The 24,210-nt window shown below is 68.5% G+C and carries 18 protein-coding genes; 6 read left to right on the top strand and 12 right to left on the bottom strand.

Features of this window, described 5'->3' with window-relative positions:
* Position 1: 1 nt before the first annotated feature.
* Complete coding sequence (locus tag BAY15_RS17905) at positions 2-325, top strand: DUF6122 family protein (RefSeq protein WP_068854326.1); 324 nt, start codon at positions 2-4, stop codon at positions 323-325.
* Positions 326-646: 321 nt separating this feature from the next.
* Here the strand turns inward: BAY15_RS17905 and BAY15_RS17900 are convergent, their stop codons facing one another.
* Genes BAY15_RS17900 through BAY15_RS17890 form a run of 3 tightly spaced genes read right to left on the bottom strand, consistent with a single transcriptional unit; the run spans position 647 to position 2,930 of the window.
* Positions 647-1,972: a sensor histidine kinase gene (locus BAY15_RS17900; protein ID WP_068854325.1), complete on the bottom strand. Its 1,326-nt coding sequence runs from the start codon at positions 1,970-1,972 to the stop codon at positions 647-649.
* Positions 1,969-2,631: a response regulator transcription factor gene (locus BAY15_RS17895; protein ID WP_068854324.1), complete on the bottom strand. Its 663-nt coding sequence runs from the start codon at positions 2,629-2,631 to the stop codon at positions 1,969-1,971. The genes BAY15_RS17900 and BAY15_RS17895 overlap by 4 nt, the downstream gene beginning before the upstream one ends.
* Positions 2,631-2,930 (bottom strand): PepSY domain-containing protein, encoded by a 300-nt coding sequence (locus BAY15_RS17890; protein WP_099047425.1) that lies wholly within the window; start codon positions 2,928-2,930, stop codon positions 2,631-2,633. Before BAY15_RS17890 ends, BAY15_RS17895 begins: the two co-directional genes overlap by 1 nt.
* Positions 2,931-3,074: 144 nt before the next feature.
* Between BAY15_RS17890 and BAY15_RS17885 the strand changes: the two genes are divergently transcribed.
* Positions 3,075-3,509, top strand: coding sequence for a PepSY domain-containing protein (locus tag BAY15_RS17885; RefSeq protein ID WP_099047424.1), 435 nt, complete (start codon positions 3,075-3,077; stop codon positions 3,507-3,509).
* Positions 3,510-3,540: 31 nt separating this feature from the next.
* Here the strand turns inward: BAY15_RS17885 and BAY15_RS17880 are convergent, their stop codons facing one another.
* The 3 genes from BAY15_RS17880 to BAY15_RS17870 form a co-directional block, all read right to left on the bottom strand.
* Entirely contained in the window at positions 3,541-4,044 is a 504-nt protein-coding gene (locus tag BAY15_RS17880; protein ID WP_068854323.1) for a hypothetical protein, read from the bottom strand.
* A 121-nt stretch (positions 4,045-4,165) separates the two neighbouring features.
* On the bottom strand, positions 4,166-5,377 hold the full coding sequence (locus BAY15_RS17875) for an NAD(P)/FAD-dependent oxidoreductase (protein WP_068854322.1): 1,212 nt from the start codon (positions 5,375-5,377) through the stop codon (positions 4,166-4,168).
* A 6-nt stretch (positions 5,378-5,383) separates the two neighbouring features.
* Positions 5,384-5,878 carry a lipocalin family protein gene (locus BAY15_RS17870; RefSeq protein ID WP_068854321.1) on the bottom strand — a complete coding sequence of 165 codons (495 nt, stop codon included), beginning with the start codon at positions 5,876-5,878 and terminating at the stop codon, positions 5,384-5,386.
* 157 nt (positions 5,879-6,035) lie between these two features.
* Here BAY15_RS17870 and BAY15_RS17865 point away from each other — a divergent pair, with 157 nt between their 5' ends.
* Together BAY15_RS17865 and BAY15_RS17860 are read left to right on the top strand one after the other, a co-directional pair.
* Positions 6,036-6,284, top strand: coding sequence for a hypothetical protein (locus BAY15_RS17865; RefSeq protein WP_068854856.1), 249 nt, complete (start codon positions 6,036-6,038; stop codon positions 6,282-6,284).
* A 141-nt stretch (positions 6,285-6,425) separates the two neighbouring features.
* On the top strand, positions 6,426-8,798 hold the full coding sequence (locus BAY15_RS17860; protein WP_083214292.1) for a DUF3772 domain-containing protein: 2,373 nt from the start codon (positions 6,426-6,428) through the stop codon (positions 8,796-8,798).
* 19 nt (positions 8,799-8,817) lie between these two features.
* On the opposite strand, the gene BAY15_RS17855 is transcribed toward BAY15_RS17860, so the two are convergent.
* From BAY15_RS17855 to BAY15_RS17845, 3 genes are all read right to left on the bottom strand, one after another.
* Positions 8,818-14,622 carry a hypothetical protein gene (locus BAY15_RS17855; protein WP_068854320.1) on the bottom strand — a complete coding sequence of 1,935 codons (5,805 nt, stop codon included), beginning with the start codon at positions 14,620-14,622 and terminating at the stop codon, positions 8,818-8,820.
* Between the two features lie 277 nt (positions 14,623-14,899).
* On the bottom strand, positions 14,900-17,002 hold the full coding sequence (locus BAY15_RS17850) for a phosphoglycerol transferase I (RefSeq protein ID WP_068854319.1): 2,103 nt from the start codon (positions 17,000-17,002) through the stop codon (positions 14,900-14,902).
* Positions 17,003-17,220: 218 nt separating this feature from the next.
* Positions 17,221-18,861 (bottom strand): ABC1 kinase family protein, encoded by a 1,641-nt coding sequence (locus BAY15_RS17845; protein ID WP_184126079.1) that lies wholly within the window; start codon positions 18,859-18,861, stop codon positions 17,221-17,223.
* Between the two features lie 179 nt (positions 18,862-19,040).
* Here BAY15_RS17845 and BAY15_RS17840 point away from each other — a divergent pair, with 179 nt between their 5' ends.
* A complete protein-coding gene (locus tag BAY15_RS17840) occupies positions 19,041-19,982 on the top strand; it encodes a DUF808 domain-containing protein (RefSeq protein WP_068854317.1) in 942 nt (313 codons plus the stop codon).
* 75 nt (positions 19,983-20,057) lie between these two features.
* Here the strand turns inward: BAY15_RS17840 and BAY15_RS17835 are convergent, their stop codons facing one another.
* Positions 20,058-21,611 carry a GGDEF domain-containing protein gene (locus tag BAY15_RS17835; RefSeq protein ID WP_068854316.1) on the bottom strand — a complete coding sequence of 518 codons (1,554 nt, stop codon included), beginning with the start codon at positions 21,609-21,611 and terminating at the stop codon, positions 20,058-20,060.
* 135 nt (positions 21,612-21,746) lie between these two features.
* Between BAY15_RS17835 and BAY15_RS17830 the strand changes: the two genes are divergently transcribed.
* Positions 21,747-22,379 carry an NAD-dependent dehydratase gene (locus BAY15_RS17830; RefSeq protein ID WP_068854315.1) on the top strand — a complete coding sequence of 211 codons (633 nt, stop codon included), beginning with the start codon at positions 21,747-21,749 and terminating at the stop codon, positions 22,377-22,379.
* A 74-nt stretch (positions 22,380-22,453) separates the two neighbouring features.
* Here the strand turns inward: BAY15_RS17830 and BAY15_RS17825 are convergent, their stop codons facing one another.
* Both BAY15_RS17825 and BAY15_RS17820 read right to left on the bottom strand, forming a co-directional pair.
* Entirely contained in the window at positions 22,454-23,860 is a 1,407-nt protein-coding gene (locus BAY15_RS17825; RefSeq protein ID WP_068854314.1) for a dihydrolipoamide acetyltransferase family protein, read from the bottom strand.
* Entirely contained in the window at positions 23,857-24,210 is a 354-nt protein-coding gene (locus BAY15_RS17820) for an SH3 domain-containing protein (RefSeq protein WP_068854313.1), read from the bottom strand. The genes BAY15_RS17825 and BAY15_RS17820 overlap by 4 nt, the downstream gene beginning before the upstream one ends.

Raw genomic sequence — 24,210 nt, 5'->3', positions numbered from 1 at the left:
GATGAGCAGCCGCGCCTTTTTCCATCTGTTCCTGCACGCGGCCGTGCCGGCCCTGCTGGCGTGGATGTTCTGGCGCAAGCGGTTCCTGTCGGCCTGGGCGCTGCTGCTGCTGGGCTGGATCATCGACCTGGACCACCTGCTGGCCGATCCGATCTATGCGCCGAACCGCTGCAGCATCGGTTTCCATCCGTTGCATACCGCCCCGGCCATCGCGGTGTATGCGGGACTGTGTGTACCGAAGAAGACGCGGCTGTTTGGAATCGGGTTGATCATCCACATCGTGCTGGATGCCATCGACTGCTGGTGGATGCACTCAGCCCGGTAGCGCTCAGCCCGTTAACGCTCAGCCCGGTAGTGCCGACTGTTAGTCGGCCGCCGCGCGAAGCGCGGGATCCGGGCGTTGGTTGTCTGTCGCCAAAGGCAGCCGACTAACAGTCGGCGCTACCCGTCGGGCCGCCAACCCGCTTGCGACGTCAACATCAACCGTCGGGCCGTCAACCCGGTGGCAACGTCAGCATCACCCGTCGGGCCGCCAACCCGCTGGCAACGTCAACATCACCCGTCGGGCCGCCAACCCGCTGGCAACGTCAACAGCACCCGTCGGGCCGCCAACCCGCTTGCGACGTCAACATCACCCGTCGGGCCGTCAACCCGCTGGCAACGTCAACATCGCCTGCAACCCCGGGGCGCCATTGCGCAGCACCAGGCTGCCGCCGTAACTCTCGGCAATGTCCGCCACGATCGCCAGGCCCAGGCCGCTGCCGGGCGCGCGCTGGTCCAGTCGTACGCCACGGCCGAGCACGCGCTCCAGATCGGCGTCCGGCAGGCCACTGCCATCGTCGCTGACCTCGATGCGCAGGCGGTTTCCAGCGTGGGCCACCGTAACCTCCACCCGCTTCGCGGCCCACTTGCCTGCGTTGTCGAGCAGGTTGCCCAGCATCTCTTCCAGATCCTCGCGTGCACCGGCGAACACGCCGACCGCTTCCGCGTCGCAGGCGAACACCACTTCGCGCTCGGCATGCACACGCTGCATCAGCGAACACAGCGCCGAGATGACCGGTGCCACCGGGGTGCGCTGCTGGTGATCGGCGGCGACACCCACGGCAAGATAGCGGTCGATGCTGGTCTGCATCCGTGCCGTTTCGCTGCGCAGCGTGCTGCGCCAGTCTGCGCCGTCGCCCGCCGCCTCGGTAGTCAGCACCGTGAGCGGGGTCTTCAACGCATGCGCCAGGTCTTCAGCACTGCGCCGCGCACGCAGCACCATGCGGCCGTGGTGGTCCAGCAGCGCATTGAGCTCGCCGGCCAACGGTGCCACCTCCTTCACCAGCCCCTGCTGCGGAAAACGCACGTTCTCGCCATTACGCACCTGCTCGGCGATGCGCCCCAGTTCCGCGAGAGGACGCAGCCCGTAATGCACCTGGGTGACCAGCACCGCGAACCACAGCGCGATCAGCACGATCAACGCCAGCGCGGTGCGTTGGCGGAACGCCGTCACCTGCGCGTCGAGCTGGCTGCGGTCGGTGGCCACCACCACCTGCAACGGGGTCCCTGCGCGGGGCAGGGTGACCTGCTGGGCCAGCGCACGCAGCGGCTGCTGCAGCGGGCCGGTGATGTCGAACGCCTGGGCCGGCCCGGTGCGCAGCGTGGCCGGCACCGCGAGCGTCTCATCCCACAGCGAGCGCGACTGCCCCAGCGGGCGGCCCTGCGCGTCCTGCAGCTGCCAGTAGGCGCCGGAGAACACGCGGCGGTAGTGTTCGTCGCCCAGCTCGCCGCGCACCTGCATGCCTCCCTGGGCATCGGTTTCCACCAGCGCAAGCACCGCGATCAGGTCCTTGCCCAGCTGCTGGTCCATCGCGGTACGCGCTGAACGCTCGTACATGGCACCCAGCCACCACGTGGCCAATGCCGAAACCAGCACCATGCCCAGGCCACCGGCCAGCAGCAGGCGGCTGCGCAGCGAGCGGGTGTTCATGGCTGCGCCGACAGCCGGAAGCCCTGGCCGCGATGGGTATGGATGAGGGTACTGCCGAGTTTGCGGCGGATGCGCCCGATCAACACATCCAGCGTGTTGGAATCCGGGTCGAACCCCGCCTCGTACACGTGCTCACCCAGGCGCGAGCGGCTGATCACCACGTCCGGGTGGTGCATGAAGTAGCTGAGGATGCGGTGTTCCTGCGGGCTCAACGGCAGCAGCACGCCGTCCAGTTCGAAGCGGCCGGCGTTGACGTCCAGGCGCAGCGGTCCGCATTGCAGGCGCGGGCTGGCGTGGCCGGCGCTGCGGCGGATCAACGCGCGCAGCCGCAGCAGCAGTTCTTCGGGCTGGAACGGTTTGGTCAGGAAGTCATCGGCGCCCGCGTCGAAGCCGGCCAGCTTGTCGTGCCAGCGCGTGCGTGCGGTCAACACCAGCACCGGGAAATCGCGCCCAGCCTCGCGCCAGCGCTCGATCACGCTCAGGCCGTCCAGGCCGGGCAGGCCAAGGTCGACGATCGCCGCGGCGATGTCCTCCACCTGGCCCTGGTACTCCGCATCGATGCCCTCGCTGCTGTGGACCACCACGTAGCCGGCATCCTCGAGCAGCAGCTGCAGCTGGCTGGCGAGCAGGGCATCGTCCTCGGCAAGCAGGAGTCGCATCAGTCCTCTTCCATCTTGAGCAGGCGGCCGCTGGTTGCATCATAGTCCAGCTCCATCACCACGCCATTGGCACCGAGGATCTCGATCTCGTACTTGCCGTCATCCAGCTCCACCTCCAGCAGCTGGCCGGGATAGCGGCGCAGGGCGTCCTGGACCACGGACTTCAGGGGCACGTAGCGACCCTGCTCGACCGCCTGGCGCACGGCCTGCTGCTGGCGCACACCGCCATCGAGGACCCGCATGGGGTCCTGCGTGGTGGCGGTCAACAGCAGGGGAAGCAGCAACGACAGGGCGGTCATGGCAAGCCGGTCAGGAAAAGGGCTGCCTACGGTATACGCGGGGCGCTTAAACGTTTCCTGACAGGCGGGCTCATGCTTCGCTTAAGCGCGCTTGCCAGACTGGCGGCGCCGGGATGGTCCGGTGCCTCTTTCAGGAACTCCCCCATGAACAAGCTGATCCTTGCCGCCGCCCTGGCGACCGCCTTCACCACCGCCCCCGCCTTCGCTGCCGATCTGTCCGCTGCCGACGTGCAGGCCAAGCTGCGCACGGCCGGTTACACCCAGGTGCACGAACTGGAGCGCGACGACGGCGTGTGGGAAGCCGATGTCACCCGTGCCGACGGCAGTGTCGACGATGTGATCATCGACCCGGCCACGGGCGAGATCTTCGACCCGCGCGATGGTCGCGCCGTGCTCGATGCCGGGAAGATCCTCACCCTGGCCGGCAAGGCCGGGCTGACCCACATCGAATCGGTGGAGCGTGACGGCGCCACGTGGACGCTGGAAGCACGCAACGCCCGCAACCAGCGCGTGGACGTGCGCATGAGCGGTCACGATGGCCGGGTGCTGAGCAGCCACCGCGACGGCTGGTTCGACTGAGCCTCGCCTGCAGGACGAAAAATGCAGCCGGTTACCAGCCCACCGGACCGGGACCGGCGGCGTCCCAGTAGCCGCGGCCGTACCCGTAACCGCCCCCATACGGTCCATAGAAGCCAGGGCCCTTGCCCTCGCTGATCTGGATGTTGAGGTTCATGTTGCGGGTCTTGCCGTCGTCGTTGGTGTAATTCTTGTTGAGGTTCAACTCGGCCGCGTTGTAGTGCGTGTTGCCAAAGCCCTTGGCGTAGCCGATGCCGGTGGTGATGCTGCCGTTGACCCGCAGCTTGTCGTCGGCGATCTCCGCGATGCCGTTGCCCGCGCCATCGCGCGGGAGCGCGCGGCGGCCGCTCTTGTCGCCATAGAAGGTGCCGGGCGGGTCACCGCGCAGGGTGGGATCGTTGAGGTACTGCATGGGCTTCTGCGGCACCGACAGGTCCAGATCGGTCGCCGACTGCGGGCCGGTGGCACCGGCAGCGGACTGCGCCAGCGCGACACCAGGGGCCAACAGGCACAGCAGCAGGGAAAGCGGGCGGATCATGGGAAGCTCCGGGGCAGGCAAGGCGGCCGACAGCGCTGACGCTAGCAGCCGTTGCTTGAATGATGCCTGTCGTGGCCCCGCATGCAAGGGGAACCATCGTGCGAACGGTGGGTCGCCGCATTCAATCCAGCCGTTCAAACCCGAACAGGCCCGCCAGCGGGTGCTTTCGGCGCTCGATCCGGGCCCGCAGCAGGCCCGCGCCGATCATCGAGTAGGTGATGCCGTTGCCGCCGTAGGCCATCGCGAACAGCACCCGGGGCCCCCATTGCGGGTGCGGGCCGAAGAACGGAAGCCCGTCTTCGGTTTCGGCAAAGGTGCCGCCCCAGGAGAACGCCGGCTGCAGCGGCAGGTGCGGGAACAGCCTGGCCACCTGCTTGAGCAGGGTGCCGGTCTTGCCGGCCACCCGGCTGTCGCGCCGCGCCGGGATATCCACTGCGTCGTCCTCACCGCCGACCAGCAGCCGGTGGTCGCCGGTGCTGCGCATGTACAGGTAGGGACGCGCGGACTCCCACACCATGGTGTCCACCAGTGGCCCCAGTGCCGCCGCATCGATCGGGTCGGTGATGAAGGCGTAGCTGCTGCGGTTGCGGGCCACTTTCTGCTTCAGCCAGCGCTGGCCGGCATAGCCGGTGGCCAGCACCACGTGGCGCGCACGGATGCGCAGGCCCTCGGGTGTGGTAGCGGTCACCCCGCGCGCGGTGGGCTGCAGCGTGTGCAATACGGTGCGGTCGTGCACCGCGCAGCCGGCCTTGGCCAGCCGCATGAGCAGCCGGTAGGTGAGCTGGTAGGGGTCCACGCGCGCCGCCAGCGCGCTGAGGATCGCCCCCGGCGCGGCGATGCCATAGTCGGCACGGACGGCGTCGGCATCCAGCCAGCGCACGTCGAAACCATGTTTGTGGCGCAGCGCGTACTCGTCCTGCAGGGGCGAACGGTGGCGGCGCTTGCTGGCGTAGTACAGGCTCTGCATGGGCTGGCAATCCACGCCGCGGAAACCGGCGGCCACCTCGCGCAGCGCCGGGATCGCCTCGGCGCAGGCACGGTAGGCCAGCACCGCATCGCGCTCTCCGTACTGCCTGGCCAGGTCGACCAGGTGCGTATCGATTTCGTACTGCAGCAGTGCGGTGCTGGCGGAGGTACTGCCCCAGCCGATGTCGCGCTGCTCGACCAGCACCACGTCATGGCCGTGCGCGCACAGCTCGTTGGCGATCAGCGCGCCGCTGATGCCGCCGCCCACCACCAGCACGTCGCAGCTCCGGTCCTCGCGCAGCGGTGGGAAGGCGTGCATCAGCCCGTTGCTGACCGCCCAGAAGGGATACCCGCTTTTGAGGTCCATTGGGGATCAGGCGGTCGGGCGGCCGGTCTGCGGGGTGTGGATCAGCGGGGTCAGGTCGAAGCCCTGCTGGCGCGCCTGCGCCAGGTAATGCTCCTGGGTGGTGGCATCCAGGTGCGGCTCGCGCGCCAGCAGCCACAGGTACTTGCGGTCCGGGCTGCCGACCAGCGCCACGCTGTAGTCCGGGGCGACCTGGATGATCCAGTAGTCGCCCTTGGTGAACGGAAGCCAGCGCAGCCCCTTGGGCAGGAAGGTGACCTGCAGCCGGGCGGGATCCTTGTCTACCGGGCAGGCCTCGCCGTGGGCTTCTTCGATCTCACCGTCCACGCGGCATTTGTTGACCACGGCGACGTGGCCATCGTCGATGAGGGTGTAGTTCGCCGTTACATCGGTACAGTCGACCGGCTCGTGGCTCATGGGCAGGCGGGCGATTTCGTACCAGGTGCCCAGGTAGCGCGGCAGCTTGAGGTCGGCAACGGTCTTCAGGTCGGGGTGGCTGGTCATGTGGGCATCGTCGAAGCGGTGGTGGCCAACATGCCCGGGCCGCCGCCATGGCGGAGTGAAGCCGCGACGCGCGCTGGAACGGTACGTTGTGGCGGCGTCATGCCGGGCGCGACGACGCGGCGCTATGCTGGCCCGGACCCGTTCAATGGAGGTGCGGATGTACCAGGTGATCCTGCTCAAGAGCGACAGCGGCTTCGCCCGCGCACAGTGGGAAACGGTGGACGATGTGGTGGACCACGAGGGCGTGACGTACTCGCTGCGGGCCGGCCCGCGCCAACCGCTGCCGACCGATCATGCGTGGGACGAGATCGCGGTGTATGCGCCGGAGGAGATCAGCGAGGAGGAATTCCAGGACTGGTACGCGGCCCTGCAGCCGCAGGTCGAGGAGCTGCGCCTGAAGTACTGAGTTGCATACCCGGTGTGAACGAGGCCCGGTTTATAGTCCCCGGCATGTCCGCGTGAACCCTGGGTGCTGGTTTTGTCCTTCCGTCATCGTTTCCCCCTGCTGCGGCCGCTGGCCGGTCTGTTGTTGTTCACCTGGCTGTGCATGGCCCCCGGGGCCTGGGCGCAGGCGCCTGACGATCCGGCAGCCGAGGCCAAGACCCAGCTCAACCAGGCCGACAAAGAACTCAAGGCGATCCGTACCGCATTGCCGGATGCGGAGACCCGCGAGACGCTCACGCCGTTGTTCGAACGGGCCATGGCCGTGCAGCGCGATGCCGACGATGCGCAGGCCGCCCTGCAGCCGGAGCTGGACCAGCTCGATACCCGCCTGACCCAGTTGGGCACGGTGCCGGAAGGCACCGTGGAAGCGCGCGAAGTGGCCCAGCAGCGCAGGTCGCTGACCCAGCAGCGTGCCGATATCGCCGCTGCCGTTGCGCGGGCCAAGCTGCTCGCGGTGGATGCCAAGCAGCTGGGCGCGGATATCGAGAAAATGCGCGTCACCCAGCTCAGCGAGGACCTGGCCCGCAAGGTCAACTCACCGCTGTCGCCCTCGCTGTGGCGCAAATTCGCCCGTGACGTGCCGGCCGACCTGCAGGAGCTGGGGCAGATTTACCGGCAGGCCGAAACCACGGCGCGCAAGGCGATCGCGCAGCATGGCTGGACCGCGCCGCTGACCGGCCTGGCAGTGGCGCTGCTGCTGTTCTTCCCGCTGCGCCTGTGGCTGCGTGCGGCCGGGCGCCGCTATGCGCAGTCCGAACGGGCCCCGGACGGTCGCCTGCGCCGCTCCGGCCTGGCGGTGTGGCTGCTGGTGGTGGGCACGATGCTGCCCGGCCTGGCCTGCGTGGTGTTCTTCGGCGCGCTGGATGCCATCGGAGCGATTCCACCGCGGCTGGAAAAAGTGGTGTTCAGCATCCAGGTGGCCACCTATATCGCGGCTTTCATCACCGCGCTGAGTGCGGCACTGCTGGTGCCCAAGCGCCCGTCGTGGCGCCTGCTCAACCTGGATGACGCCGCCGCGTGGCGCCTGCGCAAGTACGCGTGGGGCGCTGCCGCGCTGACCTGGATCAGCATTGTGCTGATGGCGCTCAACCGCGCCGCGCGCACCAGTGCAATCACCACGGTGGCGGTGGACGGGCTGATCGCCATCACCTACATGGCGCTCATCATCGCCATCCTGGTCTCGCTGGCGCGCCTGCACCGGCGCCAGACCGACGAGGCGGAGGCAAAACTCGAAGCACAGGCGCAATCGGACGGCAAGGCCAAGGGCCCGCCGCGTCGCAGTGGCTGGATCGTGGTCGCACGGCTGGCCGGGCACATCGTGGTGGCCGCTGCGGTGATCGCCACGCTGCTGGGCTACCTCAACCTGGCGCTGTTCGTGGCCCAGCAGCTGGTCTGGGGCGCGGTGGTGCTGCTGGCGGCGTCACTGCTGATGAAGTTCGCCGACGACCTGGCCACGTGGCTGCTGTGCCCGACCAGCAGCGTCGGCCGCACCGTGCTGCTGACCACCGGGCTGAGCGAATCGCGGGTGGTGCAGGCCGGTGTGCTGCTCTCGGCCGGGCTGCGCATCTGCGTGATCCTGCTTGCGGTGATGGCACTGACCGCGCCACTGGGCAATCTCAGCGCGCTGTATGGCGGACTGGACACCTTGTCCAAGGGCATCAGCCTGGGCGACAACCTGGTGCTCAAGCCCAGCAGCGTGCTGTACGCGGTGCTGGCCTTCCTGCTGGTGTGGGCGGTGATGCAGGCGTTCCAGCGCTGGCTCACCGACACCTACCTGCCCAAGACCGAGCTGGATGCGGGCGCCCGCAATTCGATCAGCACCGTGACCCGCTACCTGGGCATCATCGCAGCGGTGCTGTGGAGCCTGACCGCACTCGGCATCGGCTTCGAAAAACTGGCGCTGGTGGTGAGCGCGCTGTCGGTGGGTATTGGTTTCGGCCTGCAGGCGATCACCCAGAACTTCGTCTCCGGGCTGATCCTGCTGGCCGAACGACCGGTGAAGATCGGTGACTGGGTGAAGCTCGGCGACCAGGAAGGCGACATCAGGCGCATCAACGTGCGTTCCACCGAGATCCAGGTGGGCGACAAATCCACGCTGATCGTGCCCAACTCCGAACTGATCACCAAGACCATCCGCAACATGACGATGGGCAATGCGCAGGGGCGCATCCAGATCCAGTTCACCGTGCCGCTCAGTACCGATGTGGCGATGGTGCGGCAGACCCTGCTGGATGCATACACCGACCATGTGGGCGTGCTGGCCGACCCGGCGCCGTCGGTGTTCATCGATTCCATCGCCAACGGCCAGGTGGCGATCAACAGCTTCGCCTATACCTCCGGCCCGCGCGCGGTGTATGGCGTACGCAGCGACCTGTACTTCACGATGCTGCAGAAGTTTGCCGCCGCCGGTATCGCGCTGTCGTCGCCGACCGACATCCACCTGGTGCGCGATCCGGCCCCGCCCCAGGCGCCGTGATGCCACGCCGCGGCCCGCCTCATGGACGGGCCGCGGGCACGCCCAGGGGGCCCTGATCGGGCAGCAGGACCACGGGAGGCTGCAGCGGTGCCAGCTCGTCCCCGTTGTCTTCGTCGGACGCTTTGGGTCCCTGTTTGATCGGTTTGAGCGCCTTGCCGGGTGAGACATGCGGGGTACGCGGGCTGCCGCCGACCTTGATCAGCATGCCGGCGGCACCGCCGCCTTCGCCCAGCCGCTCCTGCAGCGCCGGGCCATACAGGGTGAGCGTGGCCGGGTCGACCAGGTGCAGGGTGCGGCTGCCGCTGGCCACCGGCGGCGGGGACACCATGGCGCCGGGAATGCCGTCCACCGTGCGTACCTTGATCTCGTACAGCGGCGATGCCAGCGAGCTGCCTTCCTTGGCAATGGCCATGCCTTCGCGCATGGCCCAGCGCACGCCCGCGGCGCGCGCCGCGGGGCGGTTGGGGTCCAGGAACGACCACAGGAAGCGCAGGTTGCCGCGCGCAGTGCGTTGCACGACGCTGACGCCTACCCGCACCAGTGCCACGCTGCCTGCGGCAGGATTGAGCGCATCCAGCGTGCCCCGGCCCAGCACCCGCGACAGCTCGGCGAAGCGCGGCATCGTCATCTTCAGGCCGGGCCGCATCAGCACCTTGGCCACGCCGCCGATCACCGGTCCGACCACGATGATCGATTCCAGGTACAACCCGAAGGCGGCCATCGCGAATTCGTTGCGGTTCTTCGAAGAGATGCGGCGCACGTTCTCGACGAACGGCACGACGAAGTCCACTGTCTTCAGCCACAGCGGCGAGTCTTCCAGGTGGTCCTCGAAACTGGTGGGTGCCCAGCCTTCGCGACGGAAGGCAGCAGCGTCCAGCCAGAAAAGCCCCTCCTGCACCGGGTGGACCAGGGCATGGAACGGCGAGCGCGGCGCGGTGCCGCCGCCCGGCGGCGGCGCCAGCAGCGGCTCGACGATCACGTCCGAGGAGCGCCCCGCTTCCGGTGCCCTGTCCGAGGCGTAGGCCTCCCAGTCCACCGGCAACGGGGTGCCACGGCGCACCTGCACCGTGGCGACGTTGCCGCTGCGCAGCCGCACCTTGCGGTTCTGCAGCGCACCGCCGAGCGGCAGCGCGCCTTCCAGCTGCAGGGGAAGGATCCTGCTCTGCAGCGGGAACAGCTGGAAGTGGCGTGGCTGCCCCGCCAGCGTCAGCGTGTACACCACGCCGAAACGGCCCCGGTAGGGATCGGTGTCATTGCGGGTTTCCTGCCCCGCCTCCAGCTCCGGTTCGTGGGTGCGCAGGGTGAACACCTGCACATCTCCGCGCAGGAGGGCCGCGCGTTCTTCCTCGGGGCGCTGGTACAACGCCTCCTCGATCAGCACCCCGTAGCCCCGTCGGGCCTTGCGGAAGTAAGCATCGAAGCGCTTCTGGTAACGCGCGTTGATATCAGCCAGCCGGGCCAGGCCCGGTTTCATCCGCGCGTAAGCGGTCTGCAGAGCGGCTTCGTAGCGGGGGTTGCCCTGGGCCTGGTTGAGCGGGGAGTCGGGAACAAAGGTGCGGCACGGCCGCCACGCCGCGGCCCCGCCGCGCAGCACACCGGCAGCGACGATTTCATGGAACGGGAAGCTGCGCCCGAAATGGTTGTCGTCATTGCACAGGCGGAATTCCGTGGAGTTCCACGGCTGGTCGGCGAGCACCCCAGGGAAGCGTGGGAATACCCGGCGGATTTCGGCTTCCACCAGCGGCATGCGGTAGGGCAGCGGCGCCAGTACATCGCCTATGGCCTGTTCGATGTCGCTCACCCGCTGGTCGAACGCACGCAGCGCGGCCTCGATGCGTGCGCTCGGCGACAGCGGCGAGGCAAGCGCGGCGTGCTGTTCCAGTTGACGGTACACATACCAGTCCAGCGTGGGCAGGCGGCGTGCGTCGAGGGTCAGCTGCCTGACCAGGTCGGGTGTCGCGCCGTCCCCGGCAAGCTCGGCCGAGAGGGTGAGCAGCTCACTGAACCGCATCTGCTGCGAGAGGCCGCGCCGCAGGCGCTCGGCCAGGTGCACGCCACTGACGAAGTTGATCGAGGCGATGGTGTTTCCATACACCAGGTTGGCGGGCACGTCGTCGGGCAGCAGCTCCGGCGCGTGGTCCTGCAGGGCCAGCGTGCATGCCATGTCCAGAAGCGAGGCAGGAATGCGGCCCATGCTCCGCAGGTAGTCGTGGAAATCGAGCCGTATCTGGGCAAAGGTGCGCCCCCAGTTGGGATACTTGTGCAGGCGGTAGCCCAGCAGTACGCGCGCATCGCGATCCGACGGCGGGCCCAGGTCGAGCACGATCGCCACCCGCGTCAGGCTGGCCAGCAGCGTCGGCGAGGTCGGTGCCCCATCGCTTCCCGTGTACCAGCCCAGGTCCCGCAGCAACGCCGCCTGCAGGGCGAGCGCACGCGGGGTGCGGGCCATGGCGGCCACGTAGTGGCTGGCGCGGTGCAGCTGATCGAGGGCCATCTCGCCCTGCTGCAGCAGGGGCCGGGCCAGGTACTCCAGCAGCGTCTGTTCGCCAGGCGCGCGCTGGGCGAGGAACCCGGTGGTGGTTTGCCTTACCTGGTCCAGGTCGGCTGCGTCCAACGTGTCCGCCGCGTGCAGCAGGTCGGCGCGCATGCCCAGCCTCAGTTCGCCGAGCAGGCGTTCCACGCATCGCGCAGGGCCATCAAGGTGGCCGGCCTCGCGCGGCCCACAGCCACCATGTACGGCAAGTACGTCAGAGGCGTTGGCCCGGCCATCGGAACGGACCACGCCGCCCAGCTGGCCGGCCACCTCGCGCAGTGCGCCCCAGGGTGCGAGGGGCAGCGCGTCCAGTAACCGGGTCTGGTTGAACAGGTGCAGCGTACCTGCCGCGTCCTGCACCCGCAGCGATCCGTCCGCATCCACCGACATCCACCGTGGCGGGAGGTGCTCGCGCTGGAGCAGTTCGAGCATCGCCGGGTCCGCGATGAGGCGCGCGAATGCCGGCAGGGCCGCCTGTAGCGTGGTTGCCGTGGCGGTGCCCAGCGCGGGGCGATGGACGACCGTGGCCGCATCGGCGCGCCGCGCAAGCAAGCGGCCCAGGTCCTGGAGTTCGTTGCTGGCCTGCCGCCACGGCGGCAGCGGGCCGGCGCGGCGCTGCCAGCTCGCGTGGACACGGGCGATGGCCTCCAGCAGCTGCGCCTGGGTGCACGCTACCGGGGCTGGGCACGGCAGCTGGGCAGGGGCGGGAAGCGCGCCATGGAACTGCAGCGCGTTGATCAGGGGCACGGCTGTGCCGGGAGAGAAGCGTCCCAGGCGATCCGTGATCCGGTACAAGGCGTCGAGCTGGTCCAGCAGCAGCCCGGGTAGCGGGTCGGTCAGGCCGTCGGCGATCACCACGCTGCGACCCGAGCCGCGCACGCGTGCGGTGATGCCGTCGGCGCCCACGCGCAGGGAATGGAAGGTCGCATTGGCCTGTCGCATCGCCAGCCACACCCCGGGTTGCTCGAACACCTGCTGCAGCCGCTGCTGCCCGGCCTGCCATGCGGCATGCAGTGGCGACCCGTCGGCGGGTAGCATGCCCTGGTGCGCGAGTGCGTCGTCCCACGTGGCCGGTGCGCTGTCGAAGCGCTCCCACAACCGATCCAGCAGGCGCTGGTGATCCTGCTGTGGCGGGGAGTCGCTGCGGTCGTCCCACTCGACCTCCAGTCGCGCGGTTGCGGGGGTGCCTGGACGCGCGGGTGCGAGCTGCCGGTCGAGCGCAGCCAGGCAGTCGTCGAACTGCGCATCGTCCATCGGAACCGCAGGCAGCGGCGCGGCGTAGTAGGCCAGCATCTCCGGCACCCGAAGCCGACCGTCCGAGCGCACCGGCGCGTGCAGCAGCGTGGCGATGCCGCGCAGCATCGTGTCGAGCGGGGCCAGCGCCGCCGGTGGCTGGCCGGCCTCGAACAATGTCGCCATGCGCGTGCCCTGGAGGGCACGGGCGCGCACCGGGCCGTGCGCGGGATACTCCAGCTGGGTGGGATCGACATGGTGATGCCAGCACAACGCGATCACCTCCGGGTGCTGCGACAGCTGCAGCAGCACGCTGCGTGCCAGCGCGGCATTGTGGCCCAGGTGTGAGCGGGGATCCGGTCGCCAGCTGGACCATGTGGGTTCCATGCCGCGGATCGGGATCGCCTTCAGCACGTGGACCTGCTGCTTCAGCCGCAACAGCGTGCTGGTTTCGTTGGTCGCGCGGATGTGTCCGTCCGGCTGCTGCTGCAGGCGGTGCTCAAGCCGCTGGATGAGCGGGTCGAGCAGGGCCGGCGCGTAATCCGCGGCGTGCATGTCCTGGTCGAGATAGAAGCCCAGTGCACAGGCCAGGCGCGCGCTGACGGCGTTGTCGAAGCAGCCGCCCGCCTCGCGCACGGCGCGCTGCAGGTCGTTCAACATCGTTTCGGTGGGCGAGGACCAGAGGATGCGCTCTGGCGCATCCGGCTGCCCATGCAGCACGACCCGCATGCCGGAGGTGGCACGCGTTCCGCTCAGGCTGCCATTGGCGACCACGAGCGAAGAAGGAGGAGTGCGTTCGTCATACAGGGTCTGCAGGAAATCGTCCTGCCGGTAAAGCCACATCAGCTGCTGGCGGACCGCGCGCACGGCAAACGCAAACGGCGAACCTTCGACAGGTGCGAACGCGTGCTCCGGGAGGCTCGCGGTCCCGGCCGCCGAGGCGGTATCGCGCAGCGTCCATAACGCCTCCAGCAGCATTGCCTGGTCCTGCAGGCCTGCATCGTCGCGTGGCCCGGTGTCGGACCCGCTTGACGCGCGGCGGGAGTGCGCAACCGCGCGTGGCGTCGTGCCCGCCGTCGCGACGGCAGGCGACGGATTCCGCGACCATGCCACCAGGCCGCCCCCCAGTGCCGCCGCCGCCAGCGTACCGAAGACGGCCACCGTGCGTCGCTGCGGGTGCGCAGCGGCGATGGCAGGAAGCACCGCCGCCGCAGCGACCGCAACCGGCAGGGTCGGTGCCAGCAGGCGGGTGGTGTCCGCCCCCGACGCCGCAGCGGGCAGGCGCTGCATCGCCCGTTCCAGTGGCGCCAGCGCCGTGGCGTCAGCCACGGGCGTACAGAGACGACGTGCGCCGGTGCCGAGCAGGTCGAGCTGTTCCAGCACGCCTGGAAGCGTGGCAATCCGTTGCCCGGTGCGCGTGCCGGGCCGGTCGCCCGGGCGCTGCTGGAACCACAGTGCCCACGCGGTAGCGAGCAGCGCCAGGCGCAGGGGCGAGGCGGGCAACTGCAGCCGAGCGTGGAGGGACGCGTGCGCGGCATCGGCCTGCTGCAGCAGTGCCTCCAGCCAGGTGGGAAACGCCGCGATCAACGCCTCCACCCAGGCACCGCCGCGCAACGTCGGCAGCGGAAGCTGGCTGAGCCAGCACAGCCAGGGCAGCGCGGTTCCTTCCTGCAGCAGGCGGGGCAGCGCACTGGCCTGCTGGGTCCAGGTCAGCAGCTGGGCGCCCTGCGGCCCGAGTGCCAGGTTGGCGATGCCGTGCAGGGCGATGCCCGCGGCACGCCGGCACTGCAGGCGGCCCAGGCCGCTGACGATGGCAGCGACCACCTGCGTGCACTCCCGGTGCCACGCATCGGGCGCAGGCGAGGGTGCCGCTTGCCAACCGGCCATGGCCTGCAACAGCGCAGGCCGGCGCGCTGCTACGGGTGTGTCCCGTACGGCCTGGGCAAGGTGCGCAGCAAGCTCATCCGGTGTTGCGTCGACCAGCAGGGCCAGCAGGCGGGCTTCCAGCAGGGCGAGCTCCGACGGCAGCAGTGGGCATCGGCGCAGGAGCCGCGTCAACGTGTGCGGCAGCGGGGCATCCGGTCGGCAGCGATCCGTCGCAGGGTGCGATGTCGTGTTGTACAGCTGGACGGGAACGCAGCGGTGCTGCGTTGCGTCCGGTGCGCCGGCGGCAGCGAAGGACGCGGTCGCCAGGCGACCTGCGGCCTGCAATGGCAGCAGAATGAGGGCCTCCCCGGATCGACATCGGCCGGCGCACGATTGTGCCGACCTGACTGGACCCGGGGTGTGCGTGGCATCGCAGAATCAGGCAGCCGCGAGGTCCGCGCTGCCGCGATCAGCCGCGGTTGCCGCGACGTGACGGGATCAGCGCGAAGTTGTCCACGGCCAGCTTCTCCGCGTGGTTCAACCACGCGCGGATCTCCAGATCATCCACTTCATGGTCCAGGCCGAACGGAACACTGATACGCCCTTCCGCATCGGGCTGCACCCACTGCTGGGCCACCACCACCTTGCGCTTGGACGACACCGCTTCGATCCAGAAGCCGCGATCAGGCGACTGTTTGGCGACGAACTGCAGCATGTACTGGCCGGCACGGGTGCGACGGCCCTTCTGCGTGATCATGTGTGCCTGGCGGATGCTCGGGCGCGGGCCGTTGAACGGGTCCAGCGGCGCATCGACGGCGAAGCCCTCGCGCAGCTGGTCGTCGCGGTAGAGTTTGATGCCCTTGTCGCGGTTGACCAGCATCGCGCACCAATCGCCATCGGCCGAACCGTCTTCGAAGGCGGTGCAGCGGTCCACATAGGCCAGCGTATTGTCCGGATCGGCCAGGTCGAACTGCTTGGAGGTGTTTTCCAGGTAGACCGATTTCAGGTCCCATTGCTTGTCGTATTCGAGCAGCACCGGCGGCTGCACATGCTGCAGGCCGATCACCACCTGGTTCTCTTCGTCGATACGCAGCTGGCGGGTCTTGTCGCCCAGCCACAGCGAGCGCGAGAAGGCCAGGTAGCGCGGGAAGTCCCTGCCGTCATCGCGGAACGCCGCCGCGCTGGCGCTGGCGGGACGCTCGGGCTGCAGCAGCGAACGGCCAAACCCGATTTCGCCGATCTCCGGCTCGATCAGGCTGAGCAGCGTGGCGCCCGAATCCAGCGTGGAGCCGTGCTGCGCGTCCAGCTGGCGCGGGGCGATATCCTTGCCCAGGAACAGCAGCATGTTTTCGCGTTTCTGCTTGGCCAGGATGTGGCTCAGGTCGTTGGGCATGGCCAGGTGGTCGGACGCGATCACGATCAAGGTGTCGTCGCCATACGGGCTGGCCTGGATGCGGTCGACCAGCTTGGAAATCAGCCCATCGGTGCACTTGAGCGCATTGAGCAGGCCGATATCGCCGTAGTCGCTGGTGTAGCGGGTTCGCTTGCACGCCACCGGCAGGTGCCCGGCAGGGTGGTGGGTATCCATCGTCAGCGTGGTCAGCATGAACGGCTGGCCAGCCTTGGACAGCTGCATGAAGCGGTCATACGCCTTGTCCAGCAGCACATCGTCATGCACGCCCCAGGTGGAAAAGTGCGACCGGGCGATCTTCTGCTGTTTGAACCAGGCCAGGTCGTCCACCGCGTCGAAACCGTGCGTGGCCAGGAACTGGCCCTTGCCGGCGAACAGGCCATTGGCACCGCCCAGGTAGTGGTTGGTGTAGCCCTGCTGCTTGAGGTAATCACCCAGGCACACCGCTTCCGGGAGGAAACTGCCCATGCGGTCCATGCTGTTTTCATCGCCCTGCGCGGTGGTCAGCGGTACGCCGCACATCGACGACACCAGCCCGGCGATGGTCCAGCCACCGCCTTCGGCCGAGACCAGCCCGCGCACATCCAGCGCCTGGCCGGCAAGGCGGTTGAGGTTGGGCATCAGGCCGGGGAAGGTGGCTTCATCCAGATAGGTGCGTTCCAGGCTTTCGCCGTAGATCCACACGATGTTGCGTGGCTTGCGCAGCGGCTGCTGCGGCACACGGTATTCGGGGGCCACCATGCTGTAGTCGACCGGGCGCATCTGCTGGTACAGGCGCTGGCCGTCGCGGTAAAGCGGGCTGACCCCGATCGCCAGCACCCAGACGGCCAGGAACCCGGCGAACACGCCGCGACCATGCGCGCTTCGGTGCCAGCGTTTGATGCGCGGGGTCAGCAGCGGCAGCAGCGAGAGCAGGGCCAGGGCGATGAAGCCAGCGATGTAGCCCTTGAAGTCCGAGACGCCGGCGCCTTCCATGTCGGCGCCCAGGTGGTACAGCGTTGCCGCATTCAGGCCATCACCGGAGAGCTTGTTGATCAGCCACCACGCACTGAGCGTCAACAGCAGCAGCGACATCAGGCTTGCCTTCCACCATGCCCAGCGACCTGAAGCGAGCAGCAACCAGGTGAGCAGCAACAGCGACAGCAGCAGGATCCAGAGCATGGGCATCATCGGCAGCGGAGACAGGTGCGATCGGCTGCCCAAACACACCCACATGACAGGCCGATGACCCGATCATGCCTGCACGAACCTGACTGAAATGTTTGTTGGAAACACGCTGTGCGCGCTTACACCGCATTGCATTGGAAAGGGTAAAACGCACGTGAAGACGGCACGCTTTCGCGTGCCGTCCTCATCACCTGGCATGGGCGCGCTGGCGTCTACCGATGCCCGCGTTCTTCCCTTGAACGTGCGCGCCGATCAAACAGCAATGCACTGAGGATGATGCCCAGGCCAAGGAATACACCGATCAGCATCAACGTGAATGCGATGGCCGGATACCCGAACAGGTGCCACCCGGTATCGACCTTCATCATCATTGCTGCAGCAAGAATCAAGGCTGCAGTGACAATGCCCGCCGACACGCGGTTGGCGATCTTCTGCAGGTTTTCCATCAGCCGGGATTCTTCCAGCCCGGTGACTTTCATCTGCAGGCGGTTCTCGGCCAGCAGCGCGAGGATGTCCGACATCTTGCGCGGGCCCTCGCGCAGCAGCTGCTGCACTTCCATCGCTTCACTGGCCAGGTTGGCGGCCGACAGCGACTTCTTCAGGCGCGCACGCATGACGTGCTGCAGTTGGCGCTCGACGATGCGGCGCGTATCCAGGTCCGGCGACAGCAGCCGGCACACCGTCTCCAGATTCAGCAGCGCCTTGCCCAGCAGGCTCAGCTCCGGCGGCGTGCGCAGCCCGCTGGCAGTGGCGATGCGTACCAGGTCCAGCACCACGCGGCCTTCCGAGAACGTGCCGCTGGCGGCATAGCGCGCGATGACCTGGCCGGTTTCGCGCAGGTAGCGCTCTTCGTCGAAGGCTTCCAGTCGCGTACTGATGCCGATGATCTCGTCGGCCACTTCTTCGCCGCGCCCGTCCACGGCGGCGAACAGCAGTTTCAACAGCCGCTCGCGCAGGCGCGGCGGCATGTGCGCCACCATGCCCAGGTCGAAGATTGCCAACCGGCCTTCAGGTGTGACCCGCAGGTTGCCCGGATGGGGATCGGCATGGATCTCACCATGCACGAAGATCTGGTCGATGTAGCCACGGATCAGCGCCGCCGCCAGCGGTTCCATCGGCTCTTCGGTGCGGCGCACGTCGGGAATCATATCCACGCGCACGCCCTGCGCCAGCTCCATGGTCAGCACGCGGTGGCTGCAGTAGTCCCAGATCGGCTGCGGCACCCACAGCGGCTTGAACGGGCGCAGGTGCTGGCCGAAGCGCTGAAGGTTCTCGGCTTCGGCCTGGTAGTCCAGTTCCTGCATGAGCGTCTTGGCGAACTCGTTCAGCCAGTCGCGCAGGCGTACCCGGCGTCCCACCTGGGTGAGGTGGTCGGCGGCCAATGCGAAGCTGCGCAGTACCTCCAGGTCCGAGCGCAGCTGTGCTGCCACTTCCGGCTTCTGTACCTTTACCGCCACTTCGCGGCCATCATGCAGCTGCGCGCGGTGCACCTGCGCGATGGACGCGCAGCCCAGCGGCACCGGGTCGAAGCTGGAAAACAGCTTGGACACCGGCGCGCCCAGCTCCTGTTCGATGATGGTGTAGATGCGCTCGACCGGGATCGGCGCGACCTTCTCCTGCATCCGCTCCAGCGCGGTGGCGAATTCCACCGGCACCATGTCCGGGCGGGTGGAGAGCATCTGGCCGAGCTTGACGAAGGTCGGGCCGAGCGATTCCAGGTCGGTGACGAACTGCTCGGGGTTGCCCTCCGGCGGCAGGTCGTGGACCGCGCGCGAATCCAGGTTCATCCCGGAAAACACCCCGGAATGGCGGTAGCGCAGCAGCAGGCGCAGGATCTGGCTGCGGCGGTTCATGCCTTTGACCAGCGACGGCGAGCCGGGAACAACGGGCGTGGTATTCAAGCAGGGCTCCGGGGCAGGACAGATCGGCAGTGTCGCTGCAGGGCGGTGGTGGGGCGGTGAATCCGGCCGATCTTCCACGAACGTGCCCGGATCGGTCAGAATCGGCGCCACCCTCTGATTTCTGGATTGCCATGGCCGGTGCCAGCCTGTTTGCGTTGCTCGACGATATTGCCGCCCTGCTGGACGACGTTTCGATATTGACCAAGGTGGCGGCCAAGAAGACCGCCGGCGTGCTGGGCGACGACCTGGCGCTGAACGCGCAGCAGGTGACCGGGGTCAATGCCAACCGGGAACTGCCGGTGGTGTGGGCGGTGGCCAAGGGCTCGCTGGTGAACAAGGCGATCCTGGTGCCGGCGGCGCTGGCGATCAGCGCGCTGGAAGCCTGGCTCAAGGGCAAGGGCTTCCCGATCCCGATCGTGGTGCCGTTGATGATGATCGGTGGCGCGTTCCTCTGCTACGAAGGCGTGGAAAAGCTGGCGCACCGTTTCCTGCATTCGCAGGAGGAAGACGAACAGCAGAAGGCGGCGCGGCTCAAGGCGCTGGCCGACGAGAAGGTCGACATGGTGGCGTGGGAGAAGGACAAGGTGAAGGGGGCGATCCGCACCGACTTCATCCTGTCGGCCGAAATCATCGTGTTGTCGCTGGGCGTGGTATCGGCCGCCCCGTTCCTCAACCAGGTCACCGCGCTGGTGGTGATCGCGCTGGGCATGACGGTGTTCGTCTACGGGCTGGTGGCCGGTATCGTGAAGCTGGACGACGCGGGCCTGTACCTGTCGAAGAAGGGTGGGGCGATGGCGGCATTCGGCCGTGGCCTGGTGGCGTCGGCGCCCTGGCTGATGAAGTTCCTGTCGGTGGCCGGCACCCTGGCCATGTTCCTGGTCGGCGGCGGCATCCTGGTGCATAACGTGCCGGCGGTGCATCACTTCGTGCTGGGCATCGCCGGCAAGGTCGCGCCGTGGGGCTGGCTGGTGGAAGCGGGCGCGAACCTGGTAGTGGGTGTGGTGGCCGGTGCGATCGTGCTGGCGGCGGTGACCGCGTTCCAGAAGATGCGTGGGAAGACGCCGGCGCATTGACCACGCAACACAATGACAACCCAACGGTACCATCGGTCCACGGTCACCGGTCACCATCGAGTTGCGTGGTGGGATTCACCCAGCCTGGACGCGGTTCTTGCCTACGCGTTTGGCCGCATACAGCGCCGCATCCGCGCGCTTCAACAGGGCCTCGCCGGTTTCGCCGGGCTGCCACTGGCTCAGGCCCGCGCTGAAATGCACCAGCACCCGGTGGCCGTCGAGCTCCACCGGCCGCTGCGCCAGCGAGCGCTGCAGGCGCAGCACGGTGGACATGCTGTCCGCGCCCGGGGTTTCCGGCATCAGCAGCACGAACTCGTCACCACCGATACGCGCAATGGTGTCGGTACTGCGCAGCAGCAGCTGGCATACCGTGACCAGGTGGCGCAGGATCGCGTCGCCACCGGGATGCCCGTAGCTGCTGTTGGTCTGGTGGAAGTCGTCCAGGTCCAGCAGCGCCAGCGCCAGCGGATGTGAGTGCCGCTCCGCGCGGGCCAGCTCACGTTCCAGCAGCTCGTCAAAGCCGCGCCGGTTGAGCGCGCCGGTCAGCGGATCGGTGCGCACCAGCCCGGACACATCGCGCAGTTCCTGTTCGAGTTCGGCAATGCGTGCCTCGGCCTGCTCGACCTCGCGGCGCGCGTTGCCCAGATGGTCGCGCGCCTGCAAGGCCTGCTCCTGCACCCGCCCGGTGTCCTGCAGCACGTCCTGCAGCAGCTGGTTGAGATCGGCGATGCTGCGCGCCTCCTTCAGCGCGAGCGCATAGCTGCTGATCCGGTCGTGGTACTCGCCGGTGCTGACCGCCATGCCGTCCAGGCGCTCGATGAAGCCGCCCATCAGGCTCTTCATGGCCGCCTTGGATTCGACGATGCCCTGCTTGAGCAGGCCCTGCTTGTAGATCACCTCGCGCAGGTTGGCGCGCGCCTGTTCGACCGAGTCGCGGTCCAGTGGCCCGCTGATCAGTGCGCGCACCGCATGCACCTGGCCGTGCAGCCAGCTGCTGTCGTCGAGCAGCTCGCCGATGTTGTCCAGCAGCAGGTCGAACAGGCTCAGCAGCAGTTCCTGCTGCTCCTGCCAGCCATCACTGCGCACCCCGATCTGGTGGGTCAGTTCGCGCAGCCGCAGCTCCAGCGGCTGCAGTGGCTGGCCGGGATGCCATTGGCGCAGGTCGGCGGCCAACTGCACCGGCTCGTCCTTCAGCTCGGGCATGTTCTGCAGCAGGCTGGCCACGGTCACGCCCAGGGTCAGGCGCAGCAGCTCGCGCAGGCGCAGGCTGTCGGGCTGGCCGTCGGGGCTGTCCTGTTCGATGGTGCGGATGTACTTGTCGATCAGCTGGCGCATGGCGCGGCCATAGCTGACCCAGTCGGCACTGCGCTGCGCCGACTGCAGGCGCAGGCCCATGTCACCCAGCTCGCCGGGCAGGGTGGACATGCCGTGGGCGAACGCGGCCAGCAGTGGTTCGGGCTGGTCGGCCCCGGCGAACAGGCGCTGCAGCATCGCGCTGCTGCCGCCCTTGAGCGCGGGGGCGTCCGCTGCCGCGCCGGCCGCGCTGTCCTTCGCCTGCCGGCGCAACAGCAGCCGACCCACGGCGGTGCCGGGGCTGGGGCTGGGAAGAGCGTCCTGCGGGTCCTTCATGCGGCGGGTCCTGATGGGTCACCGGCTGCGGGCGCCGGACGGGGGGAGACGTTGGAACAGTATCGGCGGCGGTGTCGCGGGCTTGAACCCGGCGCTGTGCCACGATGGTAGGGAATCGGACGGCAGGAGTATGCGATGAAGGTGATGCTGGTGGGCGCGACCGGGCTGGTCGGCGGGCAGGTACTGCAACACCTCCTGGACGACGGGCGCTGCGACGCGGTGGTGGCGCCGACACGGCGTGCGCTGGGGATATCCAGCCCCGCGCTGCTCAACCCGGTGGTGGACTTCGAGCAGCTGCCGCTGGAGGCGGACTGGTGGACGGTGGACGCGGTGATCTGCGCCTTGGGCAGCACGATCCGGCAGGCCGGCAGCCGCGAGGTGTTTGCCCGGATCGACCATGACTACCCGCTCCAGGTGGCGACGCAGGCGCGGGCACGTGGCGCGCACGCGTTCGTGCTGAACTCGGCGAAAGGTGCCGACGCTGGGTCGCGGATCTTCTACAACCAGGTGAAGGGAAGGCTGGAGCAGGACTTGCGCGGTATCGGCTACCCGTCGCTGACCCTGGTGCGACCGGGGCTGATCGGCGGCGAGCGCAGCGAGCGCCGCACCGGCGAGCACCTGGCCAGCCTGGTACTGGGCGCGCTGGGGCCGGTGCTGCCCCGCGCATGGCGGATCAATCCCGCCGAGCGCATCGCCGCTGCGATGGTCGAAGCGGCACTTCGACCACAGCTTGGCGTCCAGGTGATCGGATCCGCCCAACTGGCGTGATGCGCCATGCGCGAAAACGATGACGGCCACCCTGGGGTGGCCGCCATCGCATCAGACACATCCGGGCGGATGGATCAGTTCGCCAGGGCCAGGTCGTCCAGCATCGCGCGCAGGAAGCGCGCCGCTTCACCGCCGGTGGCAGCGCGGTGGTCGAACGTGACCGACAGCGGGATCACCTTGTGCGCTTCCACGCCGCCCATCACCGGGGTCATCTGGTGGCGGGCGCGCCCGGCACCGACGATGGCCACGCACGGCGGCACCACGACCGGGGTCGCGTAGCGGCCGGCGAACATGCCGAAGTTGGACAGCGAGATGGTGTAACCGCTCAGCTCGGAGGCCGCGATCGAACGTGCTTCCACCTGCTCGCGCAGGCGGTTCACGCCTTCGCGGATGCCACGCGCATCCAGCACGTCGGCATTGCGCAGGGCGGGCACGAACAGGCCATCGTCGGTGTCCACCGCGATGCCCACGTCCACGTGCGCGTGCAGGGTGCGGGTCAGCGCATCGCCATCGAACCAGGCATTGAGCGCCGGCACCTTCTGGCACCCCACCACGATGGCGCGCACCAGGCGGGCGGTGACGTCGTTGCCCGGCACCCAGGCGTGGATATCGGCGTCGTCGTTCAGCGTGGTCGGCACGACCTTGCTGTGCGCGTCGGCCATCACCCGCGCCATGTTGCGGCGCACGCCCTTCAGCGGTTCCGGCTGGCCCTTGGCGACCACGCCCGGCGGCTGGGTACGCATCGGCTTGCCCGCAGCCGACAACGGGGCGCGGGCATCGGCAGCGCGGGAGACCGGTGCGGCAGCGGCCACCGGGGCAGCGGCTGCAGGTGCAGCGGCCGCTGCCGCCGGCGCGGCGCCGACCTTGGCGCTCCCGTCGGCGGCGGCCTGCTTGACGTCGGCCATGGTCACCGCGCCATCGGCACCGGTGGCGCGCACGCGGCCCAGGTCCACGCCCAGCTTGCGCGCGGTGGCACGCACCGCCGGCACGGCCTTGACCCCGCCGACCGCCACCGCCTGTTCGGCGTGCACGGCATTGGAGCTCTGCATCGCGCCGACCACGGTGCCCGCGTCATCGCGCTCGGCGCCCGGCTTGGCGATCTCGCCACCGTCATCGGACGCCACCACCTTGTCCGGCTGGGCCGGGGCGGGCTGGCCGGTGCTCGGCGTGGCCGCCGGGGCAGCGTGGCCATGGCTGTGGCCGGTGTCCTGGCCATCGGCGCGCTGCGGCAGGTTCGGGTCCAGTTCGAACTGGGCCAGCACGCTGCCGGTGGGAATGATGTCGCCGGCGCCGCCGGCCAGCTTCAGCACCTTGCCGGAGAACGGCGAGGGCACTTCAACCACGGCCTTGGCGGTCTCCATCGAGACCAGCGGCTCGTCCAGCGTGATCACGTCGCCTTCCTTGACGAACCACTCGACGATGGTGGCGTCGGGCAGGCCTTCGCCGAGGTCGGGCAGGTGGAAATTCTTGTTCTCACTCATGTGCAGTTCTCTTCCAGCAGTTCGAGATCGCGGGCCGGCAGCCAGCCCGTCGCGCCGTTCGCGCGTTCGGACCACCACCAGCCGCCGTGTTCATGATGCAGCTTGACCATTTCACCGCTGTCCACGTCCAGTTCGCGGGCGTCGTAGTCGCGCAGGGCCTCTGCGCGGCCATCGTCCAGCAGCTGCAACCACGCCACCGGTGCCCAGCCGGCACGCCCGTCATCGGTGCGTACCCAGGCAAACGCCGGCCATTCCTCGTCACGAACACCCAGTTCGACGATCTGGCCGGTGCGGAACCGGAGCGGGTTGGGGTACTGGCTGCGGTACGGGCCCAGAAGTCTGGCCCGCAT

This window comes from Stenotrophomonas rhizophila (assembly GCF_001704155.1).
Classification (GTDB): Bacteria; Pseudomonadota; Gammaproteobacteria; order Xanthomonadales; family Xanthomonadaceae; genus Stenotrophomonas; species Stenotrophomonas rhizophila_A.
Note: the sequence above shows the minus strand (reverse complement) of the source record. Positions and strands in the feature narration are given on the sequence as shown.